The organism is Enterobacter soli (genome assembly GCF_964208575.1).
GTDB lineage: Bacteria > Pseudomonadota > Gammaproteobacteria > Enterobacterales > Enterobacteriaceae > Enterobacter > Enterobacter soli_A.
Map to the genome: position 1 here is coordinate 74,199 of NZ_CAXOFU010000004.1, position 23,029 is coordinate 97,227.

24 protein-coding genes and 4 tRNA genes are annotated in these 23,029 nt (G+C 57.1%); 17 read left to right on the top strand and 11 right to left on the bottom strand.

All coding sequences use genetic code 11. From position 1 onward, the window contains the following. Window positions 1-115: 115 nt before the first annotated feature. From AB6V08_RS05175 to pdxK, 10 genes are all read left to right on the top strand, one after another. Entirely contained in the window at window positions 116-541 is a 426-nt protein-coding gene (locus tag AB6V08_RS05175) for a GNAT family acetyltransferase (protein ID WP_368541680.1), read from the top strand. Beyond that, window positions 528-977 carry a DUF2919 domain-containing protein gene (locus AB6V08_RS05180; RefSeq protein WP_368541682.1) on the top strand — a complete coding sequence of 150 codons (450 nt, stop codon included), beginning with the start codon at window positions 528-530 and terminating at the stop codon, window positions 975-977. Before AB6V08_RS05175 ends, AB6V08_RS05180 begins: the two co-directional genes overlap by 14 nt. Window positions 978-1,040: 63 nt before the next feature. Next, complete coding sequence (locus AB6V08_RS05185; RefSeq protein ID WP_368541683.1) at window positions 1,041-1,616, top strand: RpoE-regulated lipoprotein; 576 nt, start codon at window positions 1,041-1,043, stop codon at window positions 1,614-1,616. Between the two features lie 92 nt (window positions 1,617-1,708). Then, a complete protein-coding gene (locus AB6V08_RS05190; protein ID WP_368541684.1) occupies window positions 1,709-2,608 on the top strand; it encodes a Dyp-type peroxidase in 900 nt (299 codons plus the stop codon). A gap of 176 nt (window positions 2,609-2,784) precedes the next feature. Further along, on the top strand, window positions 2,785-3,798 hold the full coding sequence (gene cysP, locus AB6V08_RS05195) for a thiosulfate/sulfate ABC transporter substrate-binding protein CysP (RefSeq protein ID WP_368541685.1): 1,014 nt from the start codon (window positions 2,785-2,787) through the stop codon (window positions 3,796-3,798). After that, the gene (gene cysT, locus AB6V08_RS05200) at window positions 3,798-4,631 is read left to right on the top strand and encodes a sulfate/thiosulfate ABC transporter permease CysT (protein WP_368541686.1); all 834 of its coding nucleotides are present in this window, start codon (window positions 3,798-3,800) and stop codon (window positions 4,629-4,631) included. The genes cysP and cysT overlap by 1 nt, the downstream gene beginning before the upstream one ends. After that, window positions 4,631-5,506 (top strand): sulfate/thiosulfate ABC transporter permease CysW, encoded by an 876-nt coding sequence (gene cysW, locus AB6V08_RS05205; RefSeq protein ID WP_368541687.1) that lies wholly within the window; start codon window positions 4,631-4,633, stop codon window positions 5,504-5,506. Before cysT ends, cysW begins: the two co-directional genes overlap by 1 nt. Next, the gene (gene cysA / locus AB6V08_RS05210; protein ID WP_368541688.1) at window positions 5,496-6,590 is read left to right on the top strand and encodes a sulfate/thiosulfate ABC transporter ATP-binding protein CysA; all 1,095 of its coding nucleotides are present in this window, start codon (window positions 5,496-5,498) and stop codon (window positions 6,588-6,590) included. The genes cysW and cysA overlap by 11 nt, the downstream gene beginning before the upstream one ends. A 118-nt stretch (window positions 6,591-6,708) precedes the next feature. Beyond that, on the top strand, window positions 6,709-7,620 hold the full coding sequence (gene cysM, locus AB6V08_RS05215) for a cysteine synthase CysM (RefSeq protein WP_368541689.1): 912 nt from the start codon (window positions 6,709-6,711) through the stop codon (window positions 7,618-7,620). A 5-nt stretch (window positions 7,621-7,625) separates the two neighbouring features. Continuing rightward, the gene (gene pdxK / locus AB6V08_RS05220) at window positions 7,626-8,462 is read left to right on the top strand and encodes a pyridoxine/pyridoxal/pyridoxamine kinase (protein ID WP_368541691.1); all 837 of its coding nucleotides are present in this window, start codon (window positions 7,626-7,628) and stop codon (window positions 8,460-8,462) included. Between the two features lie 44 nt (window positions 8,463-8,506). Here the strand turns inward: pdxK and crr are convergent, their stop codons facing one another. The 5 genes from crr to cysZ form a co-directional block, all read right to left on the bottom strand. Continuing rightward, window positions 8,507-9,016 carry a PTS glucose transporter subunit IIA gene (crr, locus tag AB6V08_RS05225; protein ID WP_003861316.1) on the bottom strand — a complete coding sequence of 170 codons (510 nt, stop codon included), beginning with the start codon at window positions 9,014-9,016 and terminating at the stop codon, window positions 8,507-8,509. A 40-nt stretch (window positions 9,017-9,056) separates the two neighbouring features. Next, window positions 9,057-10,784: a phosphoenolpyruvate-protein phosphotransferase PtsI gene (gene ptsI / locus AB6V08_RS05230; protein ID WP_368541692.1), complete on the bottom strand. Its 1,728-nt coding sequence runs from the start codon at window positions 10,782-10,784 to the stop codon at window positions 9,057-9,059. 44 nt (window positions 10,785-10,828) lie between these two features. Next, window positions 10,829-11,086: a phosphocarrier protein Hpr gene (gene ptsH / locus AB6V08_RS05235; protein WP_000487600.1), complete on the bottom strand. Its 258-nt coding sequence runs from the start codon at window positions 11,084-11,086 to the stop codon at window positions 10,829-10,831. A gap of 318 nt (window positions 11,087-11,404) precedes the next feature. Further along, the gene (cysK, locus tag AB6V08_RS05240; RefSeq protein WP_119937378.1) at window positions 11,405-12,376 is read right to left on the bottom strand and encodes a cysteine synthase A; all 972 of its coding nucleotides are present in this window, start codon (window positions 12,374-12,376) and stop codon (window positions 11,405-11,407) included. A 163-nt stretch (window positions 12,377-12,539) separates the two neighbouring features. Beyond that, window positions 12,540-13,301 (bottom strand): sulfate transporter CysZ, encoded by a 762-nt coding sequence (cysZ, locus tag AB6V08_RS05245; RefSeq protein ID WP_368541693.1) that lies wholly within the window; start codon window positions 13,299-13,301, stop codon window positions 12,540-12,542. Window positions 13,302-13,531: 230 nt separating this feature from the next. Between cysZ and zipA the strand changes: the two genes are divergently transcribed. From zipA to AB6V08_RS05260, 3 genes are all read left to right on the top strand, one after another. Next, on the top strand, window positions 13,532-14,527 hold the full coding sequence (zipA, locus tag AB6V08_RS05250) for a cell division protein ZipA (protein WP_368541694.1): 996 nt from the start codon (window positions 13,532-13,534) through the stop codon (window positions 14,525-14,527). Between the two features lie 69 nt (window positions 14,528-14,596). Continuing rightward, the gene (ligA, locus tag AB6V08_RS05255; RefSeq protein ID WP_368541695.1) at window positions 14,597-16,612 is read left to right on the top strand and encodes an NAD-dependent DNA ligase LigA; all 2,016 of its coding nucleotides are present in this window, start codon (window positions 14,597-14,599) and stop codon (window positions 16,610-16,612) included. 1 nt (window position 16,613) lies between these two features. Then, a complete protein-coding gene (locus AB6V08_RS05260) occupies window positions 16,614-16,829 on the top strand; it encodes a DUF3820 family protein (protein WP_003861328.1) in 216 nt (71 codons plus the stop codon). Here the strand turns inward: AB6V08_RS05260 and AB6V08_RS05265 are convergent. Then, entirely contained in the window at window positions 16,826-17,821 is a 996-nt protein-coding gene (locus AB6V08_RS05265) for a bile acid:sodium symporter family protein (protein ID WP_368541696.1), read from the bottom strand. The genes AB6V08_RS05260 and AB6V08_RS05265 overlap by 4 nt on opposite strands. Before the next feature lie 89 nt (window positions 17,822-17,910). Between AB6V08_RS05265 and AB6V08_RS05270 the strand changes: the two genes are divergently transcribed. Then, the gene (locus AB6V08_RS05270; protein WP_368541697.1) at window positions 17,911-18,852 is read left to right on the top strand and encodes a LysR family transcriptional regulator; all 942 of its coding nucleotides are present in this window, start codon (window positions 17,911-17,913) and stop codon (window positions 18,850-18,852) included. Here AB6V08_RS05270 and AB6V08_RS05275 read toward each other — a convergent pair. Further along, a complete protein-coding gene (locus AB6V08_RS05275) occupies window positions 18,843-19,187 on the bottom strand; it encodes a FlxA-like family protein (protein WP_368541698.1) in 345 nt (114 codons plus the stop codon). The two genes, AB6V08_RS05270 and AB6V08_RS05275, sit on opposite strands and share 10 nt — an antisense overlap. 190 nt (window positions 19,188-19,377) lie before the next feature. On the opposite strand from AB6V08_RS05275, the gene xapA reads away from it, so the two are divergent. The 3 genes from xapA (at window position 19,378) to AB6V08_RS05290 (ending at window position 22,461) form a co-directional block, all read left to right on the top strand. Next, window positions 19,378-20,202, top strand: a complete 825-nt coding sequence (xapA, locus tag AB6V08_RS05280) for a xanthosine phosphorylase (RefSeq protein ID WP_368541699.1) — start codon at window positions 19,378-19,380, stop codon at window positions 20,200-20,202. 47 nt (window positions 20,203-20,249) lie between these two features. Further along, the gene (locus AB6V08_RS05285; protein ID WP_368541700.1) at window positions 20,250-21,506 is read left to right on the top strand and encodes a nucleoside permease; all 1,257 of its coding nucleotides are present in this window, start codon (window positions 20,250-20,252) and stop codon (window positions 21,504-21,506) included. A gap of 67 nt (window positions 21,507-21,573) precedes the next feature. Further along, a complete protein-coding gene (locus AB6V08_RS05290) occupies window positions 21,574-22,461 on the top strand; it encodes a LysR family transcriptional regulator (protein WP_368541701.1) in 888 nt (295 codons plus the stop codon). 156 nt (window positions 22,462-22,617) lie between these two features. Here the strand turns inward: AB6V08_RS05290 and AB6V08_RS05295 are convergent. From AB6V08_RS05295 to AB6V08_RS05310, 4 genes are all read right to left on the bottom strand, one after another. Next, window positions 22,618-22,693, bottom strand: a tRNA-Lys gene (locus AB6V08_RS05295). A gap of 4 nt (window positions 22,694-22,697) precedes the next feature. After that, a tRNA-Val gene (locus tag AB6V08_RS05300) sits at window positions 22,698-22,773 on the bottom strand. Between the two features lie 30 nt (window positions 22,774-22,803). Further along, window positions 22,804-22,879 (bottom strand) — tRNA-Val (locus AB6V08_RS05305). A 43-nt stretch (window positions 22,880-22,922) separates the two neighbouring features. Beyond that, window positions 22,923-22,998: transfer RNA gene (locus tag AB6V08_RS05310), tRNA-Val, on the bottom strand. Window positions 22,999-23,029 lie beyond the last annotated feature (31 nt).

Genomic DNA, 23,029 nt, shown 5'->3' on the forward strand with positions numbered 1-23,029 from the left:
ATACGTGACAAAGCAATATTATGCCAAATTTTAGTGGGATTTTCGCCGGTTATTGGCTAATGGCGGCGTTCGCGCCATAATCACTGTTTTTAAACCTGAAAAGGCGGTTAATACCATGGAGATACGCGTTTTTCGCCAGGCAGACTTCGAAGAGGTGATCACCCTTTGGGAGCGCTGCGATCTGCTACGTCCGTGGAACGATCCGGAAATGGACATCGAGCGTAAGGTTCATCACGACGTCAGTCTTTTCCTGGTGGCCGAGGTCAACGGCGAAGTGGTCGGCACGGTGATGGGCGGCTACGACGGCCATCGCGGCTCGGCCTATTATCTGGGCGTGCATCCGGAGTTTCGCGGACGCGGCATCGCCAATGCGCTGCTGAATCGTCTGGAGAAGAAGCTGATTGCCCGCGGCTGCCCGAAAATTCAGATCATGGTGCGCGAGGATAACGACGTGGTGCTGGGCATGTATGAACGCCTGGGCTACGAGCATTCTGACGTGCTGAATTTAGGTAAGCGCCTGATTGAAGATGAAGAGTACTGAGATCCATCCGGCAGACTATGATGCGCAGGGGCGCGTCAGGCTGCCTTTTTTATTTTGGGCGGTTCTGCTGCTGCAGGCGCGCACCTGGGTGCTGTTTGTGATGGCCGCCGCCTCGCGCGGGCAGGGCGATACCCTGCTCACGCTGTTTTATCCCGACCACGATGCCTTCTGGCTGGGGCTGTTGCCCGGCGTTCCCGCCGTGCTGGCTTTTTTGTGCAGCGGACGTCGGCAGACCATCCCGCGCTTCTGGCAATCGCTTCGCTGGCTGCTGATCCTCGCGCAGGTTGCGCTTCTGGTCTGGCAGCCGGTGCTGTGGCTTAACGGCGAGCCGTTAACCGGCGTGGGCGTATCGCTGGTGGTGGCGGACGTTGTGGCGCTGTTCTGGCTGCTCACCAATCCCCGCCTTCACGCCTGTTTTACGCCTGAGAAAGATTAACGCGGCACTTTTTGCCGATGCCGCACTCCAACAAGCGTTGAATTAACAAGAAAGGACGTTTCAATGAAATCGCTGCGTTTACTTTTATGCGCTCTCCCGCTGGCCTTAACCGGCTGTTCAACGCTCTCCTCGATCAACTGGTCGGCAGCGTATCCGTGGAATTGGTTTGGCTCTTCAACGGAAGTGACCGAGCAGGGCGTAGGGAAAATCACGGCCGCGACGGCGCTGGATCAGGAGGCGATTGAGTCTGGCCTCGGCAGCGACTACCGCCTGCGTAGCGGCATGAAAACGGAAAATGGCACCATCGTGCACTACTTCGAAGCCCTGAAGGGCGACAGGCTGGCGCTGGTCATTAACGGCGATAAAGGCACGGTGAACCACATCGAGGTGCTGGATGACGCGATCCCTACCGCCAGCGGCGTCAAAGTGGGAACCCCATTCAGCGACCTCTACAAGCAGGCCTTTGGCAACTGCACCAGCGCGCCGTCCGACGACCGCGTGGCGGTGGCATGTAAAGCCGAGGGCAGCCAGCATATCAGCTACCTTTTCACCGGCGAATGGAGTGGCCCGGAGGGGTTAATGCCGTCTGACGACACCCTGAAAAACTGGAAGGTCAGCAAGATTATCTGGCAGCAGTAATTTGCGCCGGAACAAACCGTCTGGCTGAAATCCGGGTATAATGGCCGCCATCAATGCCACGCTGTCGTGGCATTTCTTTTTCAGGAGGAGCGATGTCTCAGGTTCAGAGTGGCATTTTGCCAGAACATTGCCGCGCGGCGATTTGGATTGAAGCCAATCTTAAAGGGGATGTGGATGCCCTGCGTGCGGCCAGCAAGGTTTTCATTGATAAACTGGCTACCTTCGAGGCCAAATTCCCCGAGGCTCATCTGGGCGCGGTGGTGGCGTTCGGCAATAACGTCTGGCTTCAGCTAAGCGGCGGCGTTGGCGCTGAAGAGCTGAAAGACTTCATCCCTTACGGCAAAGGCCTGGCCCCGGCAACGCAGTTTGACGTGCTGATCCATATCCTTTCTCTGCGTCACGACGTGAATTTCTCCGTTGCCCAGGCGGCGATGGAAGCCTTTGGCGACTGCATTGAGGTACAGGAAGAAGTTCACGGCTTCCGCTGGGTTGAAGAGCGCGACCTGAGCGGCTTCGTCGACGGCACCGAAAACCCGGCGGGTGAAGAAACGCGCCGCGACGTGGCGGTGATCAAAGACGGCGTGGACGCGGGCGGCAGCTACGTGTTCGTCCAGCGCTGGGAGCATAACCTCAAGCAGCTGAACCGCATGAGCGTGCACGATCAGGAGATGATGATTGGCCGCACCAAAGAGGCCAATGAAGAGATCGACGGCGACGACCGCCCGGTCACCTCTCACCTGACCCGCGTCGATCTTAAAGAAGACGGCAAAGGGCTGAAGATCGTTCGCCAGAGCCTGCCTTACGGCACCGCCAGCGGAACGCACGGCCTGTACTTCTGCGCCTACTGCGCGCGCCTGTACAACATCGAGCAGCAGCTGCTGAGCATGTTCGGCGACACCGACGGCAAGCGCGACGCCATGCTGCGCTTCACCAAACCGGTGACCGGCGGCTACTACTTTGCCCCGTCCGTCGAGCGTCTGCTGGCATTGTAAAACTGCTTTCCATACGTAGGCCGGGTAAGCGTTAGCGCCACCCGGCAATTTTACCCGCAGCCTTATTCCCTTTTCTGCTTGCAAATCACCAAACGGTATATAAAACCGTTACTGCTTTCATACTCGTTATAAATATTATGACCATAAGATAGTCATCACATTTATAAGGGTGCCCAATGGCCGTTACTGTACTGAAAAAAGGATCTCTGGCGCTGGCAGGTTTACTGCTGGTGGCGCAGGCGCAGGCAACTGAGCTGTTGAACAGTTCCTATGACGTATCGCGCGAACTGTTTGCCGCCCTTAACCCGCCGTTTGAGCAGCAGTGGGCCAAAGACAACGGCGGCGACAAGCTGACCATCAAGCAGTCCCACGCCGGTTCGTCGAAACAGGCGCTGGCGATCCTGCAAGGGCTGAAAGCGGATGTGGTGACCTACAACCAGGTGACGGACGTGCAGATCCTGCACGACAAAGGCAAGCTGATTGCGGCGGACTGGCAGAGCCGTTTGCCGAACAACAGCTCTCCGTTCTACTCCACCATGGGTTTCCTGGTGCGCAAGGGCAATCCAAAGAATATCCACGACTGGAACGACCTGGTGCGTTCTGACGTCAAGCTGATCTTCCCGAACCCGAAAACCTCCGGCAACGCCCGCTATACCTATCTGGCGGCGTGGGGCGCGGCGGACAAAGCTTACGGTAACGACAAAGCGAAAACCGAGCAGTTCATGACCCAGTTCCTGAAAAACGTCGAGGTGTTCGATACCGGCGGCCGCGGGGCGACAACCACCTTCGCCGAGCGCGGTCTGGGCGATGTGCTGATCAGCTTCGAATCCGAAGTGAACAACATCCGCAAGCAGTACGAAGCGCAGGGCTTTGAGGTTGTGATCCCGAAAACCAACATCCTGGCCGAGTTCCCGGTGGCGTGGGTAGATAAAAACGTGCAGGCCAACGGCACCGAGAAAGCGGCGAAAGCCTATCTCAACTACCTGTACAGCCCGCAGGCGCAGACCGTGATCACCGATTACTACTATCGCGTCAATAACCCGGACGTGATGAACAAGCTGAAGGACAAATTCCCGCAGACCGAGCTGTTCCGCGTGGAAGACCATTTTGGCTCCTGGCCTGAGGTCATGAAAACGCATTTCGCCAGCGGCGGTGAGCTGGACAAACTGCTGGCGGCGGGGCGTAAGTAATGTTTGCAGTATCGACAAAACGCGTGCTGCCGGGCTTTACCCTGAGCCTCGGAACCAGCCTGCTGTACGTCTGCCTGATTTTGTTATTACCGCTGAGCGCGCTGGTGATGCAGCTTGCTCAGATGAGCTGGGCGCAGTACTGGGAGGTGATCACCAACCCGCAGGTGGTCGCAGCCTATAAAGTGACGCTGCTGTCGGCGTTTGTGGCCTCGATTTTCAACGGCGTGTTTGGCCTGCTGATGGCGTGGATCTTAACCCGCTACCGCTTCCCGGGGCGCACGCTGCTCGACGCGCTCATGGATCTGCCGTTTGCGCTGCCGACGGCGGTCGCCGGCTTAACGCTGGCATCGCTCTTCTCCGTCAACGGTTTTTACGGCGAGTGGCTGGCGAAGCTGGACATCAAAGTGACCTACACCTGGATCGGTATCGCCGTGGCGATGGCCTTTACCAGCATCCCGTTTGTGGTGCGTACCGTGCAGCCGGTGCTGGAAGATTTAGGCCCGGAATATGAAGAGGCCGCCGAAACCTTAGGCGCAACGCGCTGGCAGAGTTTTCGCAAAGTGGTGTTACCGGAGCTTTCTCCGGCGCTGCTGGCGGGCGTCGCGCTGTCGTTTACCCGCAGCCTCGGCGAGTTCGGCGCGGTTATTTTTATCGCCGGAAACATCGCGTGGAAAACGGAAGTGACCTCGCTGATGATTTTTGTTCGTTTGCAGGAGTTTGACTACCCGGCGGCGAGCGCGATTGCGTCGGTCATTCTTGCCGCATCGCTGCTGTTGCTCTACTCAATCAACACTCTGCAAAGTCGCTTTGGTCGACGCGTGGTAGGTCACTGATGGCGGAAGTTACTCAATTGAAGCGTTACGATGCGCCCCGTATCAACTGGGCTAAATGGTTTCTGATTGGTACCGGGGTGCTGGTTTCGGCCTTTATTCTCGTTGTGCCCATGGTGTACATCTTCGTTAAGGCGTTCAGCCAGGGGCTGATGCCCGCGCTGGAAAACCTGGCGAACCCGGACATGCTGCACGCCATCTGGCTGACGGTGCTGATTGCGCTGATCACCGTGCCGGTTAACCTGGTGTTCGGCACGCTGCTGGCCTGGCTGGTGACGCGTTTTAACTTCCCGGGCCGCCAGATGCTGCTGACCCTGCTGGATATTCCGTTTGCGGTTTCTCCGGTGGTGGCCGGTCTGATTTATCTGCTCTTTTACGGCTCCAACGGCCCGCTTGGCGGCTGGCTGGATGAGCATAACCTGCAAATCATGTTCGCCTGGCCGGGCATGGTGCTGGTGACGGTATTTGTAACCTGTCCGTTTGTGGTGCGCGAGCTGGTGCCGGTGATGCTAAGCCAGGGCAGCAACGAAGACGAAGCGGCGGTGCTGCTGGGCGCGTCCGGCTGGCAGATGTTCCGTCGCGTGACGTTACCGAACATCCGCTGGGCGCTGCTTTACGGCGTGGTGCTGACCAACGCCCGCGCGATCGGCGAGTTTGGCGCGGTGTCGGTGGTGTCCGGCTCGATTCGCGGCGAAACCCTGTCGCTTCCGTTACAGATTGAACTACTGGAACAGGACTACAACACCGTCGGTTCCTTTACTGCCGCAGCGCTGCTGACGCTGATGGCGATTTTGACCCTGTTTTTGAAGAGTGTGGTGCAGTGGCGTTTAGAGAATCAGGAAAAACGTCAGCATCAGGAGGGAAATCATGAGCATTGAGATTGCCAATATTAAGAAGTCTTTTGGTCGCACCCAGGTGCTGAATGATATCTCGCTGGATATCCCTTCCGGACAAATGGTGGCGCTGCTGGGGCCGTCCGGCTCCGGGAAAACCACGTTGCTGCGCATTATCGCCGGGCTTGAGCATCAGACCAGCGGACACATTCGCTTCCACGGCACCGACGTCAGCCGCCTGCACGCGCGCGACCGTAAGGTGGGCTTTGTGTTCCAGCACTACGCGCTGTTCCGCCACATGACCGTGTTCGACAACATCGCGTTCGGCCTGACCGTGCTGCCGCGTCGCGAGCGTCCGAATGCGGCCGCGATCAAGGCGAAAGTGACCAAACTGCTGGAGATGGTCCAGCTTGCCCATCTGGCGGATCGTTTCCCGGCGCAGCTTTCCGGCGGGCAGAAGCAGCGCGTGGCGCTCGCGCGCGCGTTGGCCGTTGAGCCGCAAATCCTGCTGCTGGATGAACCCTTCGGCGCGCTGGACGCGCAGGTGCGTAAGGAGCTGCGCCGCTGGCTGCGTCAGCTGCACGAGGAGCTGAAATTTACCAGCGTCTTCGTGACCCACGATCAGGAAGAGGCGATGGAAGTTGCCGACCGCGTGGTGGTGATGAGCCAGGGGAATATCGAGCAGGTTGACGAGCCGGATCACCTCTGGCGCGAACCGGCCACCCGCTTTGTGCTGGAGTTTATGGGCGAAGTGAACCGCCTGCAGGGCACCATTCGCGGCGGGCAGTTCCACGTCGGCGCGCACCGCTGGCCGCTCGGCTATACCCCGGCGCATCAGGGGCCTGTCGATCTGTTCCTGCGTCCGTGGGAAGTGGACGTGAGCCGCCGCACCAGCCTGGATTCCCCGCTGCCGGTACAGGTGCTGGAAGCCAGCCCTAAAGGGCACTACACCCAGCTGGTGGTGCAGCCGCTGGGCTGGTACACCGAACCGCTGACGGTGGTTATGCGCGATGAAGCGCCGCCGTACCGCGGCGAGCGCCTGTTTGTCGGTTTGCAGCATGCGCGGATTTATGACGGCAACGAGCGCATCGAGAGTCGCGAGGATGTTGCTCTGGCGGAGTCAGCCTGATAGGTTATTAGTATGTTTATCGCCCGGTGGCGCTGCGCTTGCCGGGCCTACAGTTATCACTGCGTCTTGTAGGCCGGGTAAGCGAAGCGATACCCGGCTTTTTTATTGAGTAAAAATCGTGAATACACTCGAACACACCATCGGCAATACCCCTCTGGTCAAACTTCAGCGCATGGGGCCTGACAACGGCAGCGAAATCTGGGTCAAACTCGAAGGCAATAACCCGGCGGGCTCCGTGAAGGACAGGGCTGCGCTGTCGATGATTGTGCAGGCCGAAAAGCGCGGCGAAATTAAGCCCGGCGACGTGCTGATTGAAGCCACCAGCGGTAACACCGGCATCGCGCTGGCGATGATTGCGGCGCTGAAAGGCTATCGCATGAAGCTGCTGATGCCGGACAACATGAGCCAGGAGCGACGCGCCGCGATGCGCGCCTACGGCGCAGAGCTGATTCTGGTGACCAAAGAGCAGGGCATGGAAGGCGCGCGCGATTTAGCGCTGGAGATGGCCGAGCGCGGCGAAGGCAAACTCCTCGATCAGTTCAACAACCCGGATAACCCCCACGCCCACTACACCACCACCGGGCCGGAAATCTGGCAGCAAACCGACGGGCGCATCAGCCATTTTGTCTCGAGCATGGGCACCACGGGCACCATTACCGGCGTGTCGCGTTTTCTGCGCGAGCAGGATAAAGCCGTCACCATTGTTGGCCTGCAGCCGGAAGAGGGGAGCAGTATTCCCGGTATTCGCCGCTGGCCTGCGGAGTACATGCCGGGCATTTTTAACGCCCAGCTGGTGGACAGCGTGCTGGATATTCATCAGCGCGAGGCGGAGAATACGATGCGCGAGCTGGCCGTGCGCGAAGGTATCTTCTGCGGCGTCAGTTCGGGTGGTGCGGTAGCAGGGGCCATTCGGGTTGCGCAGGCAAACCCCGGCGCGGTGATCGTGGCGATAATTTGCGATCGCGGCGATCGCTATCTGTCTACCGGCGTCTTTGGTGAAGAGAGTTATTCGCAGGGGGCGGGGATTTAAGCGTCATGGAAATGATTTTATTCCGGGATAAAACCCGGGCGCAGCAGACGGACATCGTCGCGGTGCAGTCTCAGGTCGTTTACGGCAGCGTGGGCAACAGCATCGCGGTGCCAAACATCAGAACCCATCAGCTGAACGTCACGGCCGTTCCGACGGTGCTTTTCAGCAACACGCCGCACTACGACACCTTCTACGGCGGGGTGATCCCGGACGAGTGGTTCAGTGGCTATCTGAAAGCGCTGGAAGAGCGCGATATTTTGCGCGAGCTGAAGGCGGTGACCACCGGGTATATGGGCAGCGCCAGCCAGATCGCGCTTCTGTCCCGCTGGCTGCAGGCCATCAAAGTGCAGCATCCTGATTTACTGGTGCTGGTCGACCCGGTTATCGGGGATATCGACAGCGGTATGTACGTGAAGCCGGATATCCCGGAAGCCTATCGTCAGCATTTGCTGCCGCTGGCGCAGGGCATCACGCCGAACGTGTTCGAGCTTGAGATGTTAAGCGGTCAATCCTGCCGCTCGCCGGAAAGCGCCATTGAGGCCGCCCGCGGGCTGCTTTCGGATACGCTGAAATGGGTGGCTATCACCAGCGCGCCGGTTGCTGACGACCCGGAACATATCCACGTTGTACTGGTGACGAAAGAGGGCGTAACCACCACCGCGCACCCGCGCGTCGCGACCGATCTTAAAGGCACGGGCGATCTGTTCTGCTCGGAGCTGGTCAGCGGGATCGTTGAGGGAAAAGCGGTGGCGGAAGCGATACGCTGCGCCGGCGATCGCGTCACGGAAGTGATGGCCTGGACGCAGTCGAAAGGATACGACGAGCTTATCCTGCCGGCATAAACAAAAATGGCGCCCGAAGGCGCCATTTTTCTGTACGGCAAGAATTACTTCTTGATGCGGATAACCGGGGTTTCGCCCACGGTGACGCTGCCAGACAGTTTGATCAGTTCTTTGATTTCGTCCATGTTGGAGATAACAACCGGAGTCAGGGTAGACTTGGCTTTTTCTTCCAGCAGTGGCAGATCGAATTCAATGACCGGGTCGCCAACTTTAACGCGCTGGCCTTCTTCCGCGATACGTTTGAAGCCTTCGCCTTTCAGTTCAACGGTATCAATACCGAAGTGAACGAACAGTTCGATACCGCTATCAGATTCGATAGAGAACGCATGGTTGGTTTCAAAAATTTTACCGATGGTGCCGTCAACTGGAGCAACCATTTTGTTGCCAGTCGGTTTGATAGCAATGCCATCACCAACGATTTTCTCAGCAAACACTACATCCGGCACGTCTTCGATGTTGACGATCTCGCCGGAGAGCGGAGCAACAATCTCAATAGTTCCGGAGTCTTTCTTATCATCAGAAACCAGAGATTTCAGTTTATCGAACAAACCCATGATCTTCTCCTAAGCAGTAAATTGGGCCGCATCTCGTGGATTAGCAGATTGTTTTTTCTTCAATGAACTTGTTAACCAGCGTCATTAACTCGTCCGTTGTCGGTTGAGCAAGAGCCTGCTCTGCTAACACCTTCGCATCTTCGAAGTTCGTGTTACGGATAATCTTCTTAATGCGTGGAATGGAAATGGCGCTCATAGAGAATTCGTCCAGACCCATACCCAGCAACAGAAGTGTAGCACGTTCGTCGCCTGCAAGCTCACCACACATGCCAGTCCATTTACCTTCTGCATGAGAAGCATCAATAACTTGCTTAATTAGCGTCAGTACGGACGGTGACATTGGCTGGTAGAGATGTGAAATCATATCATTACCACGGTCAACTGCCAGGGTGTACTGCGTTAAATCATTGGTGCCGATACTAAAGAAATCAACTTCTTTGGCTAAATGACGCGCAATTGTCGCGGCGGCTGGCGTTTCCACCATCACACCCACTTCGATTGATTCGTCAAACGCTTTACCTTCGTCGCGCAGTTCCTGTTTGTAGATTTCGATCTCTTTTTTCAGTGCACGCACTTCTTCAACAGAGATGATCATCGGGAACATGATGCGCAGTTTACCGAAAGCGGAAGCACGGAGAATAGCGCGTACCTGGTCGCGCAGGATCTCTTTGCGATCCATTGCGATACGCACTGCACGCCAGCCCAGGAACGGGTTCTCTTCTTTCGGGAAGTTCATGTACGGCAGCTCTTTGTCGCCACCGATATCCATGGTACGCACGATGACCGCCTGAGAGCCACAGGCTTCAGCAACGGCTTTGTACGCAGCAAACTGTTCTTCTTCAGTTGGCAGCGCGTCGCGATCCATGAACAGGAATTCAGTACGATACAGACCTACACCTTCCGCACCGTTGCGCTCAGCGCCATCAACGTCACGGACGGTACCGATGTTCGCGCACACTTCAACCTGATGGCCGTCCAGCGTGATAGCTGGCAGATCTTTCAGTTTAGCGAGTTCCGCTTTCTCGGTGGCAACCTGCTCCTGAACGGCACGCAGCTGCTCGATCTCTTCGTTTGATGGATTGACGTAAACCACGTTGTTCACGGCATCCAGAATCAGATAGTCGTCGTTTTTCACCTGAGAGGTGACGCTACCGGTGCCCACGATGGCTGGCAGTTCCAGAGAACGCGCCATGATAGAGGTGTGGGAGGTACGTCCACCTGCGTCAGTGATGAAACCCAGCACCTTGTTCAGGTTCAGCTGTGCGGTTTCAGACGGGGTCAGGTCTGCGGCAACCAGGATAACTTCGTCCTGAATCGCGCTCAGGTCGATAATGGCCAGACCCAGGATGTTGCGCAGCAGGCGCTTACCGATGTCACGCACGTCAGCCGCACGTTCTTTCAGGTATTCATCATCCAGTTCTTCCAGGGCAGTTGCCTGACCTTCGATAACTTCATGCGCAGCCGCGTCGGCCGTCATGCCTTTATCTTTAATCAGGGCTATGATTTCCTGCTCCAGCTCCTCATCTTCGAGCAACATGATGTGCCCTTCGAAGATGGCTTCTTTTTCTTCACCGAAAGTTTCGCCAGCTTTAGTTTTGATCGTTTCCAGCTGCGCTGATGCCTTGGCACGACCGCTCAGAAAACGTTCAACTTCCTGATCAACCTTGTCGGCAGAAATTTTTTTCCGGTCAATGACGATCTCGTCTTCTTTCAGCAGAAGTGCTTTGCCGAAAGCGATACCCGGGGATGCTAAAATGCCTGAAATCATAACCCTACCTTACTTGTGACTGATATTTAAAAGAACCCGGAAACTTACTCGAGCTCAGCCATCAGTTTAACCAGATGCTCAACTGCTTTCTGCTCGTCTTCACCTTCCGCAGAGATGGTGACTACGGTGCCCTGAGTCAGGCCCAGAGTCTGCAGTTTGAACAGGCTTTTTGCGCTAGCGCTTTTGCCGTTGGAAGTCACAGTGATTTCAGAAGTGAAGCCTTTCGCTTCTTTAACAAACTGAGCAGCAGGGCGGGTGTGCAGACCGTTCGGAGCGGTAATGGTAACTTCTTGCTGGAACATTGTATTTCCCCAACTTATAGGTTTAGTGTTGTGGAACTAAAGTCTAGCCTGGCGACTGAACTTTAGCCTGTATTGTTAGCGCTGACGTTTCGGATCGTCATTAAACATTATGCAGTGAAAGCAAGACTTGAACCAAATCATAAAATCGATTCAGCAACGCTATTTCGTTCACTGATTAATTTCGCGCATCAAAATAATTGCTGGTTTAAATACCAGACCCAACGGGGTGAATCAATGGCAGGAGGGGTAAAACTTTGAAGCAGGCCACAAAAAAGCACCCAAAAGGGTGCTTTTTTACGCGTTTTTAACATGCTGGCATTACTGTTGCAGTTCTTTCTCGGTAAAGAGATCTGCGAACAGCGCCGTGCTCAAGTAACGCTCACCCGAAGACGGTAGGATAACCACAATATTCTTATTGGTAAAGGTTTCATCTTCCTGCAGTTTCAGCGCAGCGGCCACGGCGGCGCCGGAGGAGATACCGGCCAGAATACCTTCTTCGTCCATCAGACGACGGGCGGTAGAGATCGCTTCTTCGTTGGTGATAGCCACGACCTTATCAATCAGTTTCAGATCCAGGTTGCCCGGAATAAAGCCGGCGCCGATACCCTGAATTTTGTGTGGGCCTGGCTTGAGCTCTTCGCCCGCCAGCGCCTGAGCAATAACCGGGGAGTCGGTTGGCTCAACGGCAACGGTAATCAGCTCTTTTTTGCCCTTGGTGCCTTTAATATAGCGGCTCACGCCGGTCAGCGTACCGCCGGTGCCCACGCCTGAGATAAACACGTCAACCTGACCGTCGGTATCTTCCCAGATTTCCGGGCCGGTGGTTTTCTCGTGAATTTCCGGGTTGGCCGGGTTGCTGAACTGCTGCAGCAGCAGGTATTTGGCTGGATCGCTGGCGACAATTTCTTCCGCCTTCTGGATTGCGCCCTTCATGCCTTTCGCGCCTTCGGTCAGGACCAGATTCGCGCCCAGCGCTTTCAGCAGCTTGCGGCGTTCGATGCTCATGGTTTCAGGCATGGTCAGCGTCAGCTTGTAGCCACGCGCGGCGGCGACGTAGGCCAGCGCGATACCGGTGTTGCCGCTGGTCGGTTCAACCAGCTCCACGCCCGGTTTCAGCACGCCACGTTTTTCAGCATCCCAAATCATGTTTGCACCGATACGGCATTTTACGCTGAAGCTTGGGTTACGTGATTCGACCTTCGCCAGAATGCGTCCATTACCGATACGGTTCAGTCGAACCAGGGGCGTATGACCGATAGTCAGCGAGTTGTCTTCATAAATCTTACTCATGGCCTGTCCTTAACTGTATGAAATTGGGATACCGACTCAGCATACCTGTTGAGAGGGTGGGGGGAAGTAAGGAATTCGCATATCTATATACTGCAAGGAAATAATGGGGATCAGTATGGAATAAGGGGCGGCATAAGCCACCCCGGGTTTACACATATTTGCATTATTTCCATAACGCGTGCTTAGCACGATAGCAGTCGACCCACATCGCCGTGGCGCCGCATACGGCCACCGGCATGATGAACAGATTAAGGAACGGGATCATGTTGAACAGGCTGGTGAGCGCGCCAAACTGCATGTTGGCCACCTTCTGCGTGCGCAGGGCGCTGCGCATCTCTTTAAACGGCACCTTGTGGTTATCGAACGGATAATCGCAGTACTGGATAGCCAGCATCCAGGCGCTGAACAGGAACCACAGCACCGGTGCGACGGTCTGGCCGATGCCGGGAACGAAATAAAGGATAAGCAGCACGATGGCGCGCGGCAGATACCAGGCAAACTTCTGCCATTCGCGCTTCATGATGCGCGGGATATCTTTCATGATTCCCAGCACTCCGGTATCGGGCGGGGTGGCACCGGTAAGGCGCGCTTCCAGCTGCTCGGCAAGCAGGCCGTTAAACGGCGCGGCTATCCAGTTGGCAATCGTCGAGAAAAAGTAGCCGAAGACCAGCAGCACCGAGATAACCACAATCGGCCACAGCAGATAGCTCAGCCACTGCAGCCAGTCCGGCACGTGGCTCATGATGGCCGGCACCCAGCTTTCCAGCTTCGTGAATAGCCACCAGAATGCGCCACCCATCAATAAGATGTTGATCAGCAGTGGGAAAATAACAAAGCGACGGATCCCCGGAAGCGAAACGAGTTTCCATCCCTGAGAAAAATAGTAAACGCCGCTGCGAGGGGCGGAAGTCGATGATGAAACCATGACCAGGCTGTACTCCTTTTTTCACAACCAGTGGAATTGCCCGACTATATTATCCAGTTACGGACTAATGACCAGTTCGGAAATGTTCGAAAAAACAGCAAAAAGCACGATTTAGCTCATCTTTATGCTGTGAATGCCCCGGACACACTTGCACTTGAGTTAAACGGCAAATACTCTTAGTGAGTAAATGTTTGCCGTGGTGGCAAGGTGTTAGAACAACAGAGAATATAATGATGCAGGATTTGCGTCTGATATTAATCATTGTTGGCGCGATCGCCATAATCGCTTTACTGGTACATGGTTTCTGGACCAGCCGTAAAGAGCGCTCTTCTATGTTTCGCGATCGCCCACTGAAGCGCATGAAGTCCAGTCGTGAAGACGATGACGGTGACTACGACATCGACGGTAGCGAAGACGACGGCGTGGGGGAAGTGCGTGTTCATCGGGTCAATACTGCGCCCGGCGCAGGCCATGTGGAGCATGACGCACCTCGCCAGCCTCCTCAGCACCAGTATCAACCGCCGTATGCCTCTGCGCAGCCGCGCCAGCAGCCTGCACCTCAGCCGGTTGAAGAGCCCGTTCGCCAGCCGCAGCAACCCGTACATCAGCAGCCAGTTGTGCAAGCGCCGGTTCAACAGCCGGTACAGCAACCTGCGCCGCAGCCTGTGCATCAACCTGTACAGCAGCAGCCGGTACAACCCGCACAGCCGGCTCAGCCACAGCCCGCGCCTCAGCCTGCTCCGGCGGCTCACGTTGAGCCTGAACCGGTCGTAGAGGAAGCGCCCGTGGTTGAAAAACCGCAGCGTAAAGAAGCGGTAATCATCATGAACGTGGCCGCCCATCACGGCAGCCATCTGAACGGCGATGTTCTGCTTAACAGCATTCAACAGGCCGGCTTCAAGTTTGGTGATATGAATATTTTCCATCGTCACCTCAGCCCGGACGGTAGCGGCCCGGCGCTGTTCAGCCTGGCGAACATGGTCAACCCAGGCACGTTTGACCCGGAAATGACCGGTGATTTCGTGACTCCAGGCGTGACCATCTTTATGCAGGTGCCGTCTTACGGTGACGAGCTGCAAAACTTTAAGCTGATGCTCCAGTCTGCTCAGCACATCGCCGACGAAGTGGGCGGTGTGGTGCTCGACGACCAGCGTCGAATGATGACGCCGCAGAAACTGCGCGAATATCAGGACCGCATCCGCGAAGTAAAGGAAGCTAACGCGTAATCGTCGCGTTTACTTCAACTCCTCCTGAACCCCCGCCTGTCGGGGGTTTTTTCTCATTGATGGTGCGATATGGACTCACTCGAACAAAAAATCACTGAACTGCGAACCACGCTTCGCCATCATGAATACCTGTATCACGTCATGGACGCGCCGGAAGTGCCGGATGCGGAGTATGACCGCCTGATGCGCGAGCTGCGCGAGCTGGAAACGCAGCACCCGGAGCTTATCACGCCGGATTCCCCCACCCAGCGCGTCGGCGCAGAGCCTCTGGGCGCGTTCAGCCAGGTTCGTCATGAAGTGCCGATGCTGTCTCTGGATAACGTCTTTGATGAAGAGAGTTTCCTGGCGTTCAACAAGCGCGTGCAGGACAGGCTGAAAAGCAGCGATGCCCTGAGCTGGTGCTGTGAGCTGAAGCTCGACGGTCTGGCGGTCAGTATTCTCTATGAGAACGGCGTGCTGGTGCGTGCCGCAACGCGCGGCGATGGCACCACGGGCGAGGACATCACCACCAACGTGCGCACGATCCGCGCGATCCCGCTCAGGCTTCATGGCGACAACATTCCTGCCCGCCTCGAAGTGCGTGGTGAAGTGTTCCTGCCGCAGGCGGGCTTTGAAAAAATCAACGAAGAAGCGCGTCGCACCGGCGGCAAAGTGTTTGCTAACCCGCGTAACGCGGCGGCAGGCTCTTTGCGCCAGCTCGACCCGCGCATTACCGCGAAGCGACCGCTTACTTTCTTCTGTTACGGCGTGGGCATCCTTGAAGGCGGAGAACTGCCGGATACCCACCTGGGACGTCTGCTGCAGTTTAAAGCCTGGGGGCTGCCGGTCAGCAACCGCGTTCAGCTTTGCGATTCGCCGGAAGCGGTGCTGGAGTTTTACCGCAAGGTTGAAGAAGACCGCCCGACGCTCGGCTTTGATATCGACGGCGTGGTGATCAAGGTCAACTCGCTTGCCCTGCAGGAGCAGCTCGGGTTTGTCGCCCGCGCGCCGCGCTGGGCCGTGGCATTCAAGTTCCCGGCTCAGGAGCAGATGACCTTTGTCCGCGACGTAGAGTTTCAGGTGGGGCGTACCGGGGCGATTACCCCCGTTGCGCGTCTCGAGCCGGTTCAGGTCGCGGGCGTGCTGGTCAGCAACGCCACGCTGCATAACGCCGACGAGATCGCCCGTCTCGGCCTGCGCATTGGCGATAAAGTGGTGATCCGTCGTGCGGGGGATGTTATTCCGCAGGTGGTGAACGTGGTCGAGTCAGAGCGTCCGGACGACACCCGTGAAATCGAATTCCCGACCCACTGCCCGGTTTGCGGTTCAGACGTGGAGCGCGTGGAGGGCGAAGCCGTTGCGCGCTGTACGGGCGGGCTAATCTGCGGTGCCCAGCGCAAGGAGTCGCTCAAGCACTTCGTGTCCCGCCGGGCGATGGACGTCGACGGCATGGGCGACAAGATTATCGACCAGCTGGTTGAGAAAGAGTATGTGCACACTCCCGCTGACCTGTTTACACTGAGTCCCGGAAAGCTGACCGGGCTTGACCGCATGGGGCCAAAGTCGGCGCAAAACGTGGTGAACGCGCTGGAAAAAGCGAAAGAAACCACCTTTGCCCGCTTCCTTTATGCGCTCGGGATCCGCGAAGTGGGCGAAGCGACAGCGGCAGGGCTCGCGGCATACTTTGGCACCCTTGACGCGCTGGAGAAAGCCACTCTCGACGAGCTGCAAAAAGTGCCGGACGTCGGCATCGTGGTCGCAACCCACGTCTTTAACTTCTTCGCCGAAGAGAGCAACCGCGAGGTCATCGGCAAGCTGCTGGAAGTGGGTATTCACTGGCCTGCGCCAGTGGTTATCAATGCCGAAGAGATCGACAGCCCGTTTGCCGGTAAAACCGTAGTGCTGACCGGCAGCCTCAGCCAGCTTTCCCGCGACGATGCAAAAGCGCGTCTGGTGGCGCTGGGGGCAAAAGTGGCGGGCAGCGTATCGAAGAAAACGGATCTGGTGATCGCCGGCGAAGCGGCGGGCTCCAAGCTTGCTAAAGCGCAGGAGCTGGGTATCGAGGTCATCGACGAAGCGGAAATGATGCGCCTGTTAGGAGAGTAGCGTGGAAAAAGAACAGCTCGTTGAGATCGCCAACACGGAGATGCCGTTTGGTAAGTACAAGGGTCGCAGGCTGATCGATCTGCCGGAAGAGTATTTATTGTGGTTCGCCCGCAAGGATGAATTTCCTGCCGGGCGGCTCGGCGAGCTGATGGCTATCACGCTACTGATTAAAACAGAGGGGCTGACCCAGCTGGTTCAGCCCCTGAAACGTCCTTAAGCCTTCGCGGTGCGGGTCTCTTCCTGCGCCAGCTTTTCGGTCTGGGCCTTGTAACGACGCGCCAGCACCGCGCACACCATCAGCTGGATCTGGTGGAAAATCATCAGCGGCAGCACCATCATCCCAATCACCGAGGTCGGGAACAGAATGTTGGCCATCGGGATCCCGTTTGCCAGGCTCTTCTTCGACCCGCAGAAGACGATGGTAATTTCATCCGCCTTGTTAAAGCCGCATTTCCGCGCCACAAACACGTTCACCGCAATCACAATCGCCAGCAGCACGATGCTGACCACCACGATAAACAGCAGCGAACCCACGCCAACCTTATGCCAGATGCCGTTCACCACGGCTTCGCTGAAGGCGGAATAGACCACCAGCAGGATCGAGGTCTGGTCCGTTTTCGAGATCCATTTCTTGTGTTTCGCCACGAAGGCTCCCGTCCACGGGCGAGAAAGGTGCCCCAGCACAAACGGCAGCAGCAGCTGCAGGCAGATTTTACCGACCTGCTCCAGGTTGCCTTCCGCGCCGTGCATGTTCATCAACAGCCCGACCAGCAGCGGCGAGACAAAAATCCCCAGCAGGCTGGACGCTGACGCGGAGCACACGGCGGCCGCGACGTTGCCGCCGGCCAGCGAAGTAAACGCAATCGCCGACTGCACGGTGGCAGGCAGAATGCACAGATAAAGGAAGCCGGTATAAAGCGCAGGATCGACGTTCACCGGCGCCCACCAGGCAAACAGCACGCCGAGGATCGGGAACAGAATAAAGGTGCTGCACATCACCCAGAGGTGAAGCCGCCAGTGGCTGCCGCCCGCGATAATCGCTTCGCGTGAGAGCTTGGCGCCGTGCATAAAGAACAGCAGCGCGATGGCGGCGGTGGTTAAACCTTCAAAGAAAGGAACGAAGCCGCCGCGCGCCGGGAAAAAGGAGGCCAGCAGGACGGTAACAATCAGCGTAAGCGTGAACGGGTCGAGGATACGAAATAGTTTCATAGTGACTCCTGAAATCAGATAGCGCTATTTTGCTTTTTTCCATTTGAGAAATAAAATTGATTTATTGCATCCATTCATGAATAGAAACGATGAATTATTCACTGCGTCAGCTTCGGGTCTTCGTAACCGTAGCCCATGCCCGGAGCTTCAGCCGGGCAGGGGAGATCATCGGCCTCAGCCAGTCGGCGGTCAGCCACAGCGTTAAAGAGCTGGAAATCCAGACCGGCGTGCGCCTGCTCGACCGCACCACCCGGGAAGTGGTGCTCACCGAGGCGGGGCAGCAGCTCGCCTCGCGGCTGGAGAGGTTACTGGATGAGCTGAACAGCACGCTGCGGGACGTCGGTCGGCTCGGACAGCAGCTTTCCGGCACCGTCAGGGTGGCGGCGAGCCAGACTATCTCCGCGCACCTGATCCCCCAGTGCATTGCCGAAAGTAACCGCCGCTACCCGGATATCGATTTTGTGCTTCACGACAGGCCGCAGCAGTGGGTGCTGGAGAGCATTCGTCAGGGCGAGGTGGATTTTGGCATTGTTATCGATCCCGGTCCGGTGAGCGATCTGGAAAGCGAAGTGGTGTTATCAGAGCCTTTCCTGCTGCTGTGCCGGGAGGATTCGCCGCTGGCAGCGCTGGGGGAAGTGACCTGGCAGTCGCTGGACGGAGCGAACCTGGTTTTACAGGATTACGCATCCGGCAGCCGCCCGCTGATTGACGCGGCGCTGGCCGCGCAGGGGGTTAACGCGACGATAGTTCAGGAAATAGGGCATCCGGCCACGCTGTTTCCGATGGTTGAGGCGGGGATTGGCATCAGCGTGTTGCCCGCGCTGGCGCTGCCGCTGCCCCAGGGGAGCCATCTCACCGTGAAAAGGTTTACGCCGCCGGTCGAGCGCAAGCTGATGCTGGTCAGGCGGAAAAAACGCTCGATTTCCGGGGCGGCGCTCGCCATCTGGGAAGTGGTGCGTATGCAGGCGCAGAAGCTGACCGAAGCCCGTATACGCGATCCACTGTTTAACCCGGCTGAGGATCAGATATAGATATCAATCTGGTGGTTTGCCGAGGGTTTGTTCACGCCTTCTTCAACCGCCTGCTGCACCGGGCCTTGCTGAGGAGCAGATTCCTCCGCCTGCTGGCGTTGAAGCTGCGCCAGCTGGGCCTGCAGCATGGCCAGCTGTGACTCCAGCATCTCCTGCTGCTTCTGTTTTTCTTCTGCGCTGCCTTCACTTAACGCCACCTCTTTGAGCTGCTGGGTGACTTTGACTATCTGTTTGCTCAGACGGGCGATCTGCGATGCGAGATCGTTTCCACCGGAGCTGCTGTCCGTACTGCCGATTTCCATCGCTGACAGCGAAACTGCCTTGAGAGTGGTCATTTTGAGTTCCTTTTCGCCATAAATAAGGGATATCGGCACCGGGCGCGATAGCTTGAGGCAGTTAACTGATATTGATAGCAAAACGGTATCGATTACCCCTTAAAAGTGTATTGGTGATACCCCCCGCGCTCCACGTATAAGAAAAAGGTCATGCGATCGCTGATATCGCTTTTTTTCTCAAGGAGCCTCTATGACCCATTCCGATAATCCCTGGTACAGCGCCGATATCATTCGCGCCCACAAACCGAATTTCACGCCGCGCGTCGCCTTTATCCTCGGCTCTGGCCTGGGGGCGCTGGCGGGCCAGATTGAAGACGCCGTGGCTATTTCCTATGAAAAATTGCCGGGCTTTCCGGTCAGCACCGTTCACGGCCACGCGGGAGAGCTGGTGTTAGGTCACCTGGCGGGCGTCCCGGTCGCGTGCATGAAAGGCCGCGGTCACTTCTACGAAGGCCGCGGCATGACCGTCATGACGGACGCTATCCGCACCTTCAGGCTGCTGGGCTGTGAACTGCTGTTTTGCACCAATGCGGCGGGCTCTCTGCGCCCGGAAGTGGGACCGGGCAGCCTGGTTTCCCTTCGCGACCACATCAATACCATGCCCGGCACGCCGATGGTGGGGCTAAACGACGAGCGCTTCGGCGAGCGTTTTTTCACCCTGGCGAACGCCTACGACGCGGAGTACCGCGCCGTGCTGCAAGCCGTTGCCGCCGAAGAGGGCTTCCCGCTGAGCGAAGGGGTTTTCGTTTCGTATCCGGGGCCGAATTTCGAAACCCCGGCGGAGATCCGCATGATGCAGATAATCGGCGGCGACGTGGTGGGGATGTCGGTTGTTCCGGAAGTGATCTCCGCGCGCCACTGCGACCTGAAAGTCGTTGCCGTATCGGCCATCACCAACCTGGCGGAAGGGCTGGGGGACGTGAAGCTCTCGCATGAGCAGACGCTGGCGGCGGCAGAGCTTTCCCGACAGAACTTCATCAATCTCATCTGCGGCTTCCTGCGCAAAATAGCCTGATAAATACGTGGCCCTTCGGGGCCACACCCTGCGAAAAGGAACATGTTATGAACATCACGACCCGCTTAAAGATGATGTCCTTTATGCAATATTTTATCTGGGGGAGCTGGCTGGTTACGCTCGGCTCTTACATGATCAATACCCTGGATTTTACCGGTTCAGACGTGGGGCTGGTCTACAGCTCAAAAGGCCTCGCGGCGATTATCATGCCGTCGCTGGTGGGCATCATTGCCGATAAATGGCTGCGGGCAGACCGGGCCTACATGATTTGCCACCTCGTGTGCGCCGCCGCGCTGTGCTATGCCGCGCAGGTCAACGAGCCTGGCCTGATGTTCTGGGTCATGCTGGTCAACGCGATGGCCTTTATGCCGACAATCGCGCTCTCGAACACCATTTCCTACTCCTGCCTGGAGCAGGCCGGGCTGGATACCGTGAGCCATTTTCCACCCGTGCGCGTTTACGGCACCGTGGGGTTTATCGTAGCGATGTGGGCCATCAGCCTGATGGGCGTAGAGCTGAGCAACGTTCAGCTTTATATCGCCGCAGGTGCCTCCCTGGTGCTGGCGCTTTATTCCCTGACGCTGCCGGGCATCCCGGTGGCAAAAAGCCCCTCCGGCCAGACGCTGGCGAGCAAGTTGGGCCTGAATGCCTTTGTCCTGTTCAGACAGCCGCGAATGGCGGTCTTTTTCCTCTTCGCGATGCTGCTCGGCGCGGTGCTGCAAATCACCAATACCTTCGGCAGCCCGTTCCTGCATGATTTTGCCCGTAACCCGGAGTACGCCGACAGCTTTATCGTGAAGTATCCGTCGATTTTGCTCTCAGTCTCGCAAATGTCAGAAGTGTTCTTCATTCTGACCATCCCGTACTTCCTTAAACGGTTTGGCATTAAAACGGTCATGCTGATGAGCATGGTGGCCTGGATGCTGCGCTTTGGCCTGTTCGCGTTTGGCGATCCGTCCGCGGCTGGGTTTGTCCTGCTGATGATGTCGATGATTGTCTACGGCTGCGCCTTCGATTTCTTCAACATTTCCGGTTCGGTATTTGTTGAGCAGGAGGTCAGCTCCGATATCCGCGCCAGCGCTCAGGGGCTCTTCATGACGATAGTTAACGGCGTGGGGGCGTACGTGGGCTCTCTTCTGAGCGGCATGGCGGTGGACTATTTTTCCGTGGATGGCGTGAAGGACTGGCAGACCATCTGGCTGGTGTTCGCGGCCTACGCGCTGATCCTCGCGGCGGTGTTTTTCCTGAGCTTTAACTATCGACACGCCAGTAAAAACAGCGAGATGCGCACAGTTACGCATTAATGTTGTTCTTCCGTATGTGAAACGTTTTAAGGTGGGGTATTCAGTGCTTTCTCCGGGATTTGTTTTGATGGAACGCGTCTACCGAACCGACCTTAAACTTTTGCGCTATTTCCTCGCCGTGGCCGAGGAGCTGCATTTTGGGCGGGCTGCGGCTCGCCTGAACATGTCGCAGCCGCCGTTGAGCCTGCACATTAAGGAGCTCGAAAGCCAGCTCGGTACGCTGCTTTTTATCCGTCACTCGCGAAGCGTTGCGCTCACCCACGCCGGGAAAGTGTTGATGGAAGAGTCCCGTCGGCTGCTGACCAGCGCGAATCAGGCGCTTGCCAGAGTGGAGCAAATTGGGCGTGGCGAAGCAGGGCGCATTGAGCTGGGCATCGTGGGCACGGCTATGTGGAGCGAGGTGCGCTCGGTAATGCGAACGTTCCTGAAAGAGCATCCCAATGTGGACGTCGTATTTCGTGAGAAATCGCCGGTGATGCAGATGGCGCTCCTCGAGCGGCGCGAGCTGGATGTGGGGATCTGGCGTATGGCAACGGAGCCCGCGGCGGGCTTTACCAGCATTCGCCTGCGTGACGCCGCCTTCCTGGTGGCGATGCCGGAAGATCATCGGCTGGTGGACAGGGAGGCGATTTCACTCTCTGAGCTGCAAAATGAGTATTTTGTCACCATGCCGTCGGCCCATTCGGACTGGGCTTTTCTTCAGCGCGTGTGCCAGCAGGCCGGGTTTTCCCCGATGATTGTCCGCGAGGCGGTTGAACCGCAGACGGTGCTGGCAATGATCAGCATGGGCATGGGGATCACGCTTGCGGCAGACAGCTATGCGCAAATGCAGTGGCCCGGCGTGGTGTTCCGTCCGCTCAATGCGCGTATTCCGGCGGACTTGTTTGTGGTGTATGACGATGCGCAGGCGACGCCAGCGGTGAAAAAGCTGGTTGCGGCGTTGAGGGCAGGGTGATGTTCTTGTCGGGTGGCGGCTTCGCCTTACCCGACCTACAAAGTGAGGTCGTCTGCTCTTTTCGTAGGCCTGATAAGCGCAGCGTCATCAGGCATTGAGCTTAAGACTCAGGAGTCGCAGATAGTAAAAAAGCGCCTTTAGGGCGCTTTTTTACATTGGTGGGTCGTGCAGGATTCGAACCTGCGACCAATTGATTAAAAGTCAACTGCTCTACCAACTGAGCTAACGACCCGAAATGGTGGGCGATGACGGGCTCGAACCGCCGACCCCCTCCGTGTAAAGGAGATGCTCTACCAACTGAGCTAATCGCCCATTTCGGAACTGCTATCGATAAGGTGAGAATGGTGGGCGATGACGGGCTCGAACCGCCGACCCCCTCCGTGTAAAGGAGATGCTCTACCAACTGAGCTAATCGCCCAATCTCAATTCTTATCTACACTGCGAGTCTACGTTAAAGTAGATGGTGGGTGATGACGGGCTCGAACCGCCGACCCCCTCCGTGTAAAGGAGATGCTCTACCAACTGAGCTAATCACCCCCGCTGTGTGGAGTCGCATTATAGGGAGAGT

Coding starts and splice junctions, on each gene's coding strand:
- AB6V08_RS05175 (WP_368541680.1), top strand. CDS start 116: ATGGAGATACGCGTTTTTCGCCAGGCAGACTTCGAAGAGGTGATCACC.
- AB6V08_RS05180 (WP_368541682.1), top strand. CDS start 528: ATGAAGAGTACTGAGATCCATCCGGCAGACTATGATGCGCAGGGGCGC.
- AB6V08_RS05185 (WP_368541683.1), top strand. CDS start 1,041: ATGAAATCGCTGCGTTTACTTTTATGCGCTCTCCCGCTGGCCTTAACC.
- AB6V08_RS05190 (WP_368541684.1), top strand. CDS start 1,709: ATGTCTCAGGTTCAGAGTGGCATTTTGCCAGAACATTGCCGCGCGGCG.
- cysP (WP_368541685.1), top strand. CDS start 2,785: ATGGCCGTTACTGTACTGAAAAAAGGATCTCTGGCGCTGGCAGGTTTA.
- cysT (WP_368541686.1), top strand. CDS start 3,798: ATGTTTGCAGTATCGACAAAACGCGTGCTGCCGGGCTTTACCCTGAGC.
- cysW (WP_368541687.1), top strand. CDS start 4,631: ATGGCGGAAGTTACTCAATTGAAGCGTTACGATGCGCCCCGTATCAAC.
- cysA (WP_368541688.1), top strand. CDS start 5,496: ATGAGCATTGAGATTGCCAATATTAAGAAGTCTTTTGGTCGCACCCAG.
- pdxK (WP_368541691.1), top strand. CDS start 7,626: ATGGAAATGATTTTATTCCGGGATAAAACCCGGGCGCAGCAGACGGAC.
- crr (WP_003861316.1), bottom strand. CDS start 9,016: ATGGGTTTGTTCGATAAACTGAAATCTCTGGTTTCTGATGATAAGAAA.
- ptsI (WP_368541692.1), bottom strand. CDS start 10,784: ATGATTTCAGGCATTTTAGCATCCCCGGGTATCGCTTTCGGCAAAGCA.
- ptsH (WP_000487600.1), bottom strand. CDS start 11,086: ATGTTCCAGCAAGAAGTTACCATTACCGCTCCGAACGGTCTGCACACC.
- cysK (WP_119937378.1), bottom strand. CDS start 12,376: ATGAGTAAGATTTATGAAGACAACTCGCTGACTATCGGTCATACGCCC.
- cysZ (WP_368541693.1), bottom strand. CDS start 13,301: ATGGTTTCATCATCGACTTCCGCCCCTCGCAGCGGCGTTTACTATTTT.
- zipA (WP_368541694.1), top strand. CDS start 13,532: ATGATGCAGGATTTGCGTCTGATATTAATCATTGTTGGCGCGATCGCC.
- ligA (WP_368541695.1), top strand. CDS start 14,597: ATGGACTCACTCGAACAAAAAATCACTGAACTGCGAACCACGCTTCGC.
- AB6V08_RS05265 (WP_368541696.1), bottom strand. CDS start 17,821: ATGAAACTATTTCGTATCCTCGACCCGTTCACGCTTACGCTGATTGTT.
- AB6V08_RS05270 (WP_368541697.1), top strand. CDS start 17,911: ATGAATTATTCACTGCGTCAGCTTCGGGTCTTCGTAACCGTAGCCCAT.
- AB6V08_RS05275 (WP_368541698.1), bottom strand. CDS start 19,187: ATGACCACTCTCAAGGCAGTTTCGCTGTCAGCGATGGAAATCGGCAGT.
- xapA (WP_368541699.1), top strand. CDS start 19,378: ATGACCCATTCCGATAATCCCTGGTACAGCGCCGATATCATTCGCGCC.
- AB6V08_RS05285 (WP_368541700.1), top strand. CDS start 20,250: ATGAACATCACGACCCGCTTAAAGATGATGTCCTTTATGCAATATTTT.
- AB6V08_RS05290 (WP_368541701.1), top strand. CDS start 21,574: ATGGAACGCGTCTACCGAACCGACCTTAAACTTTTGCGCTATTTCCTC.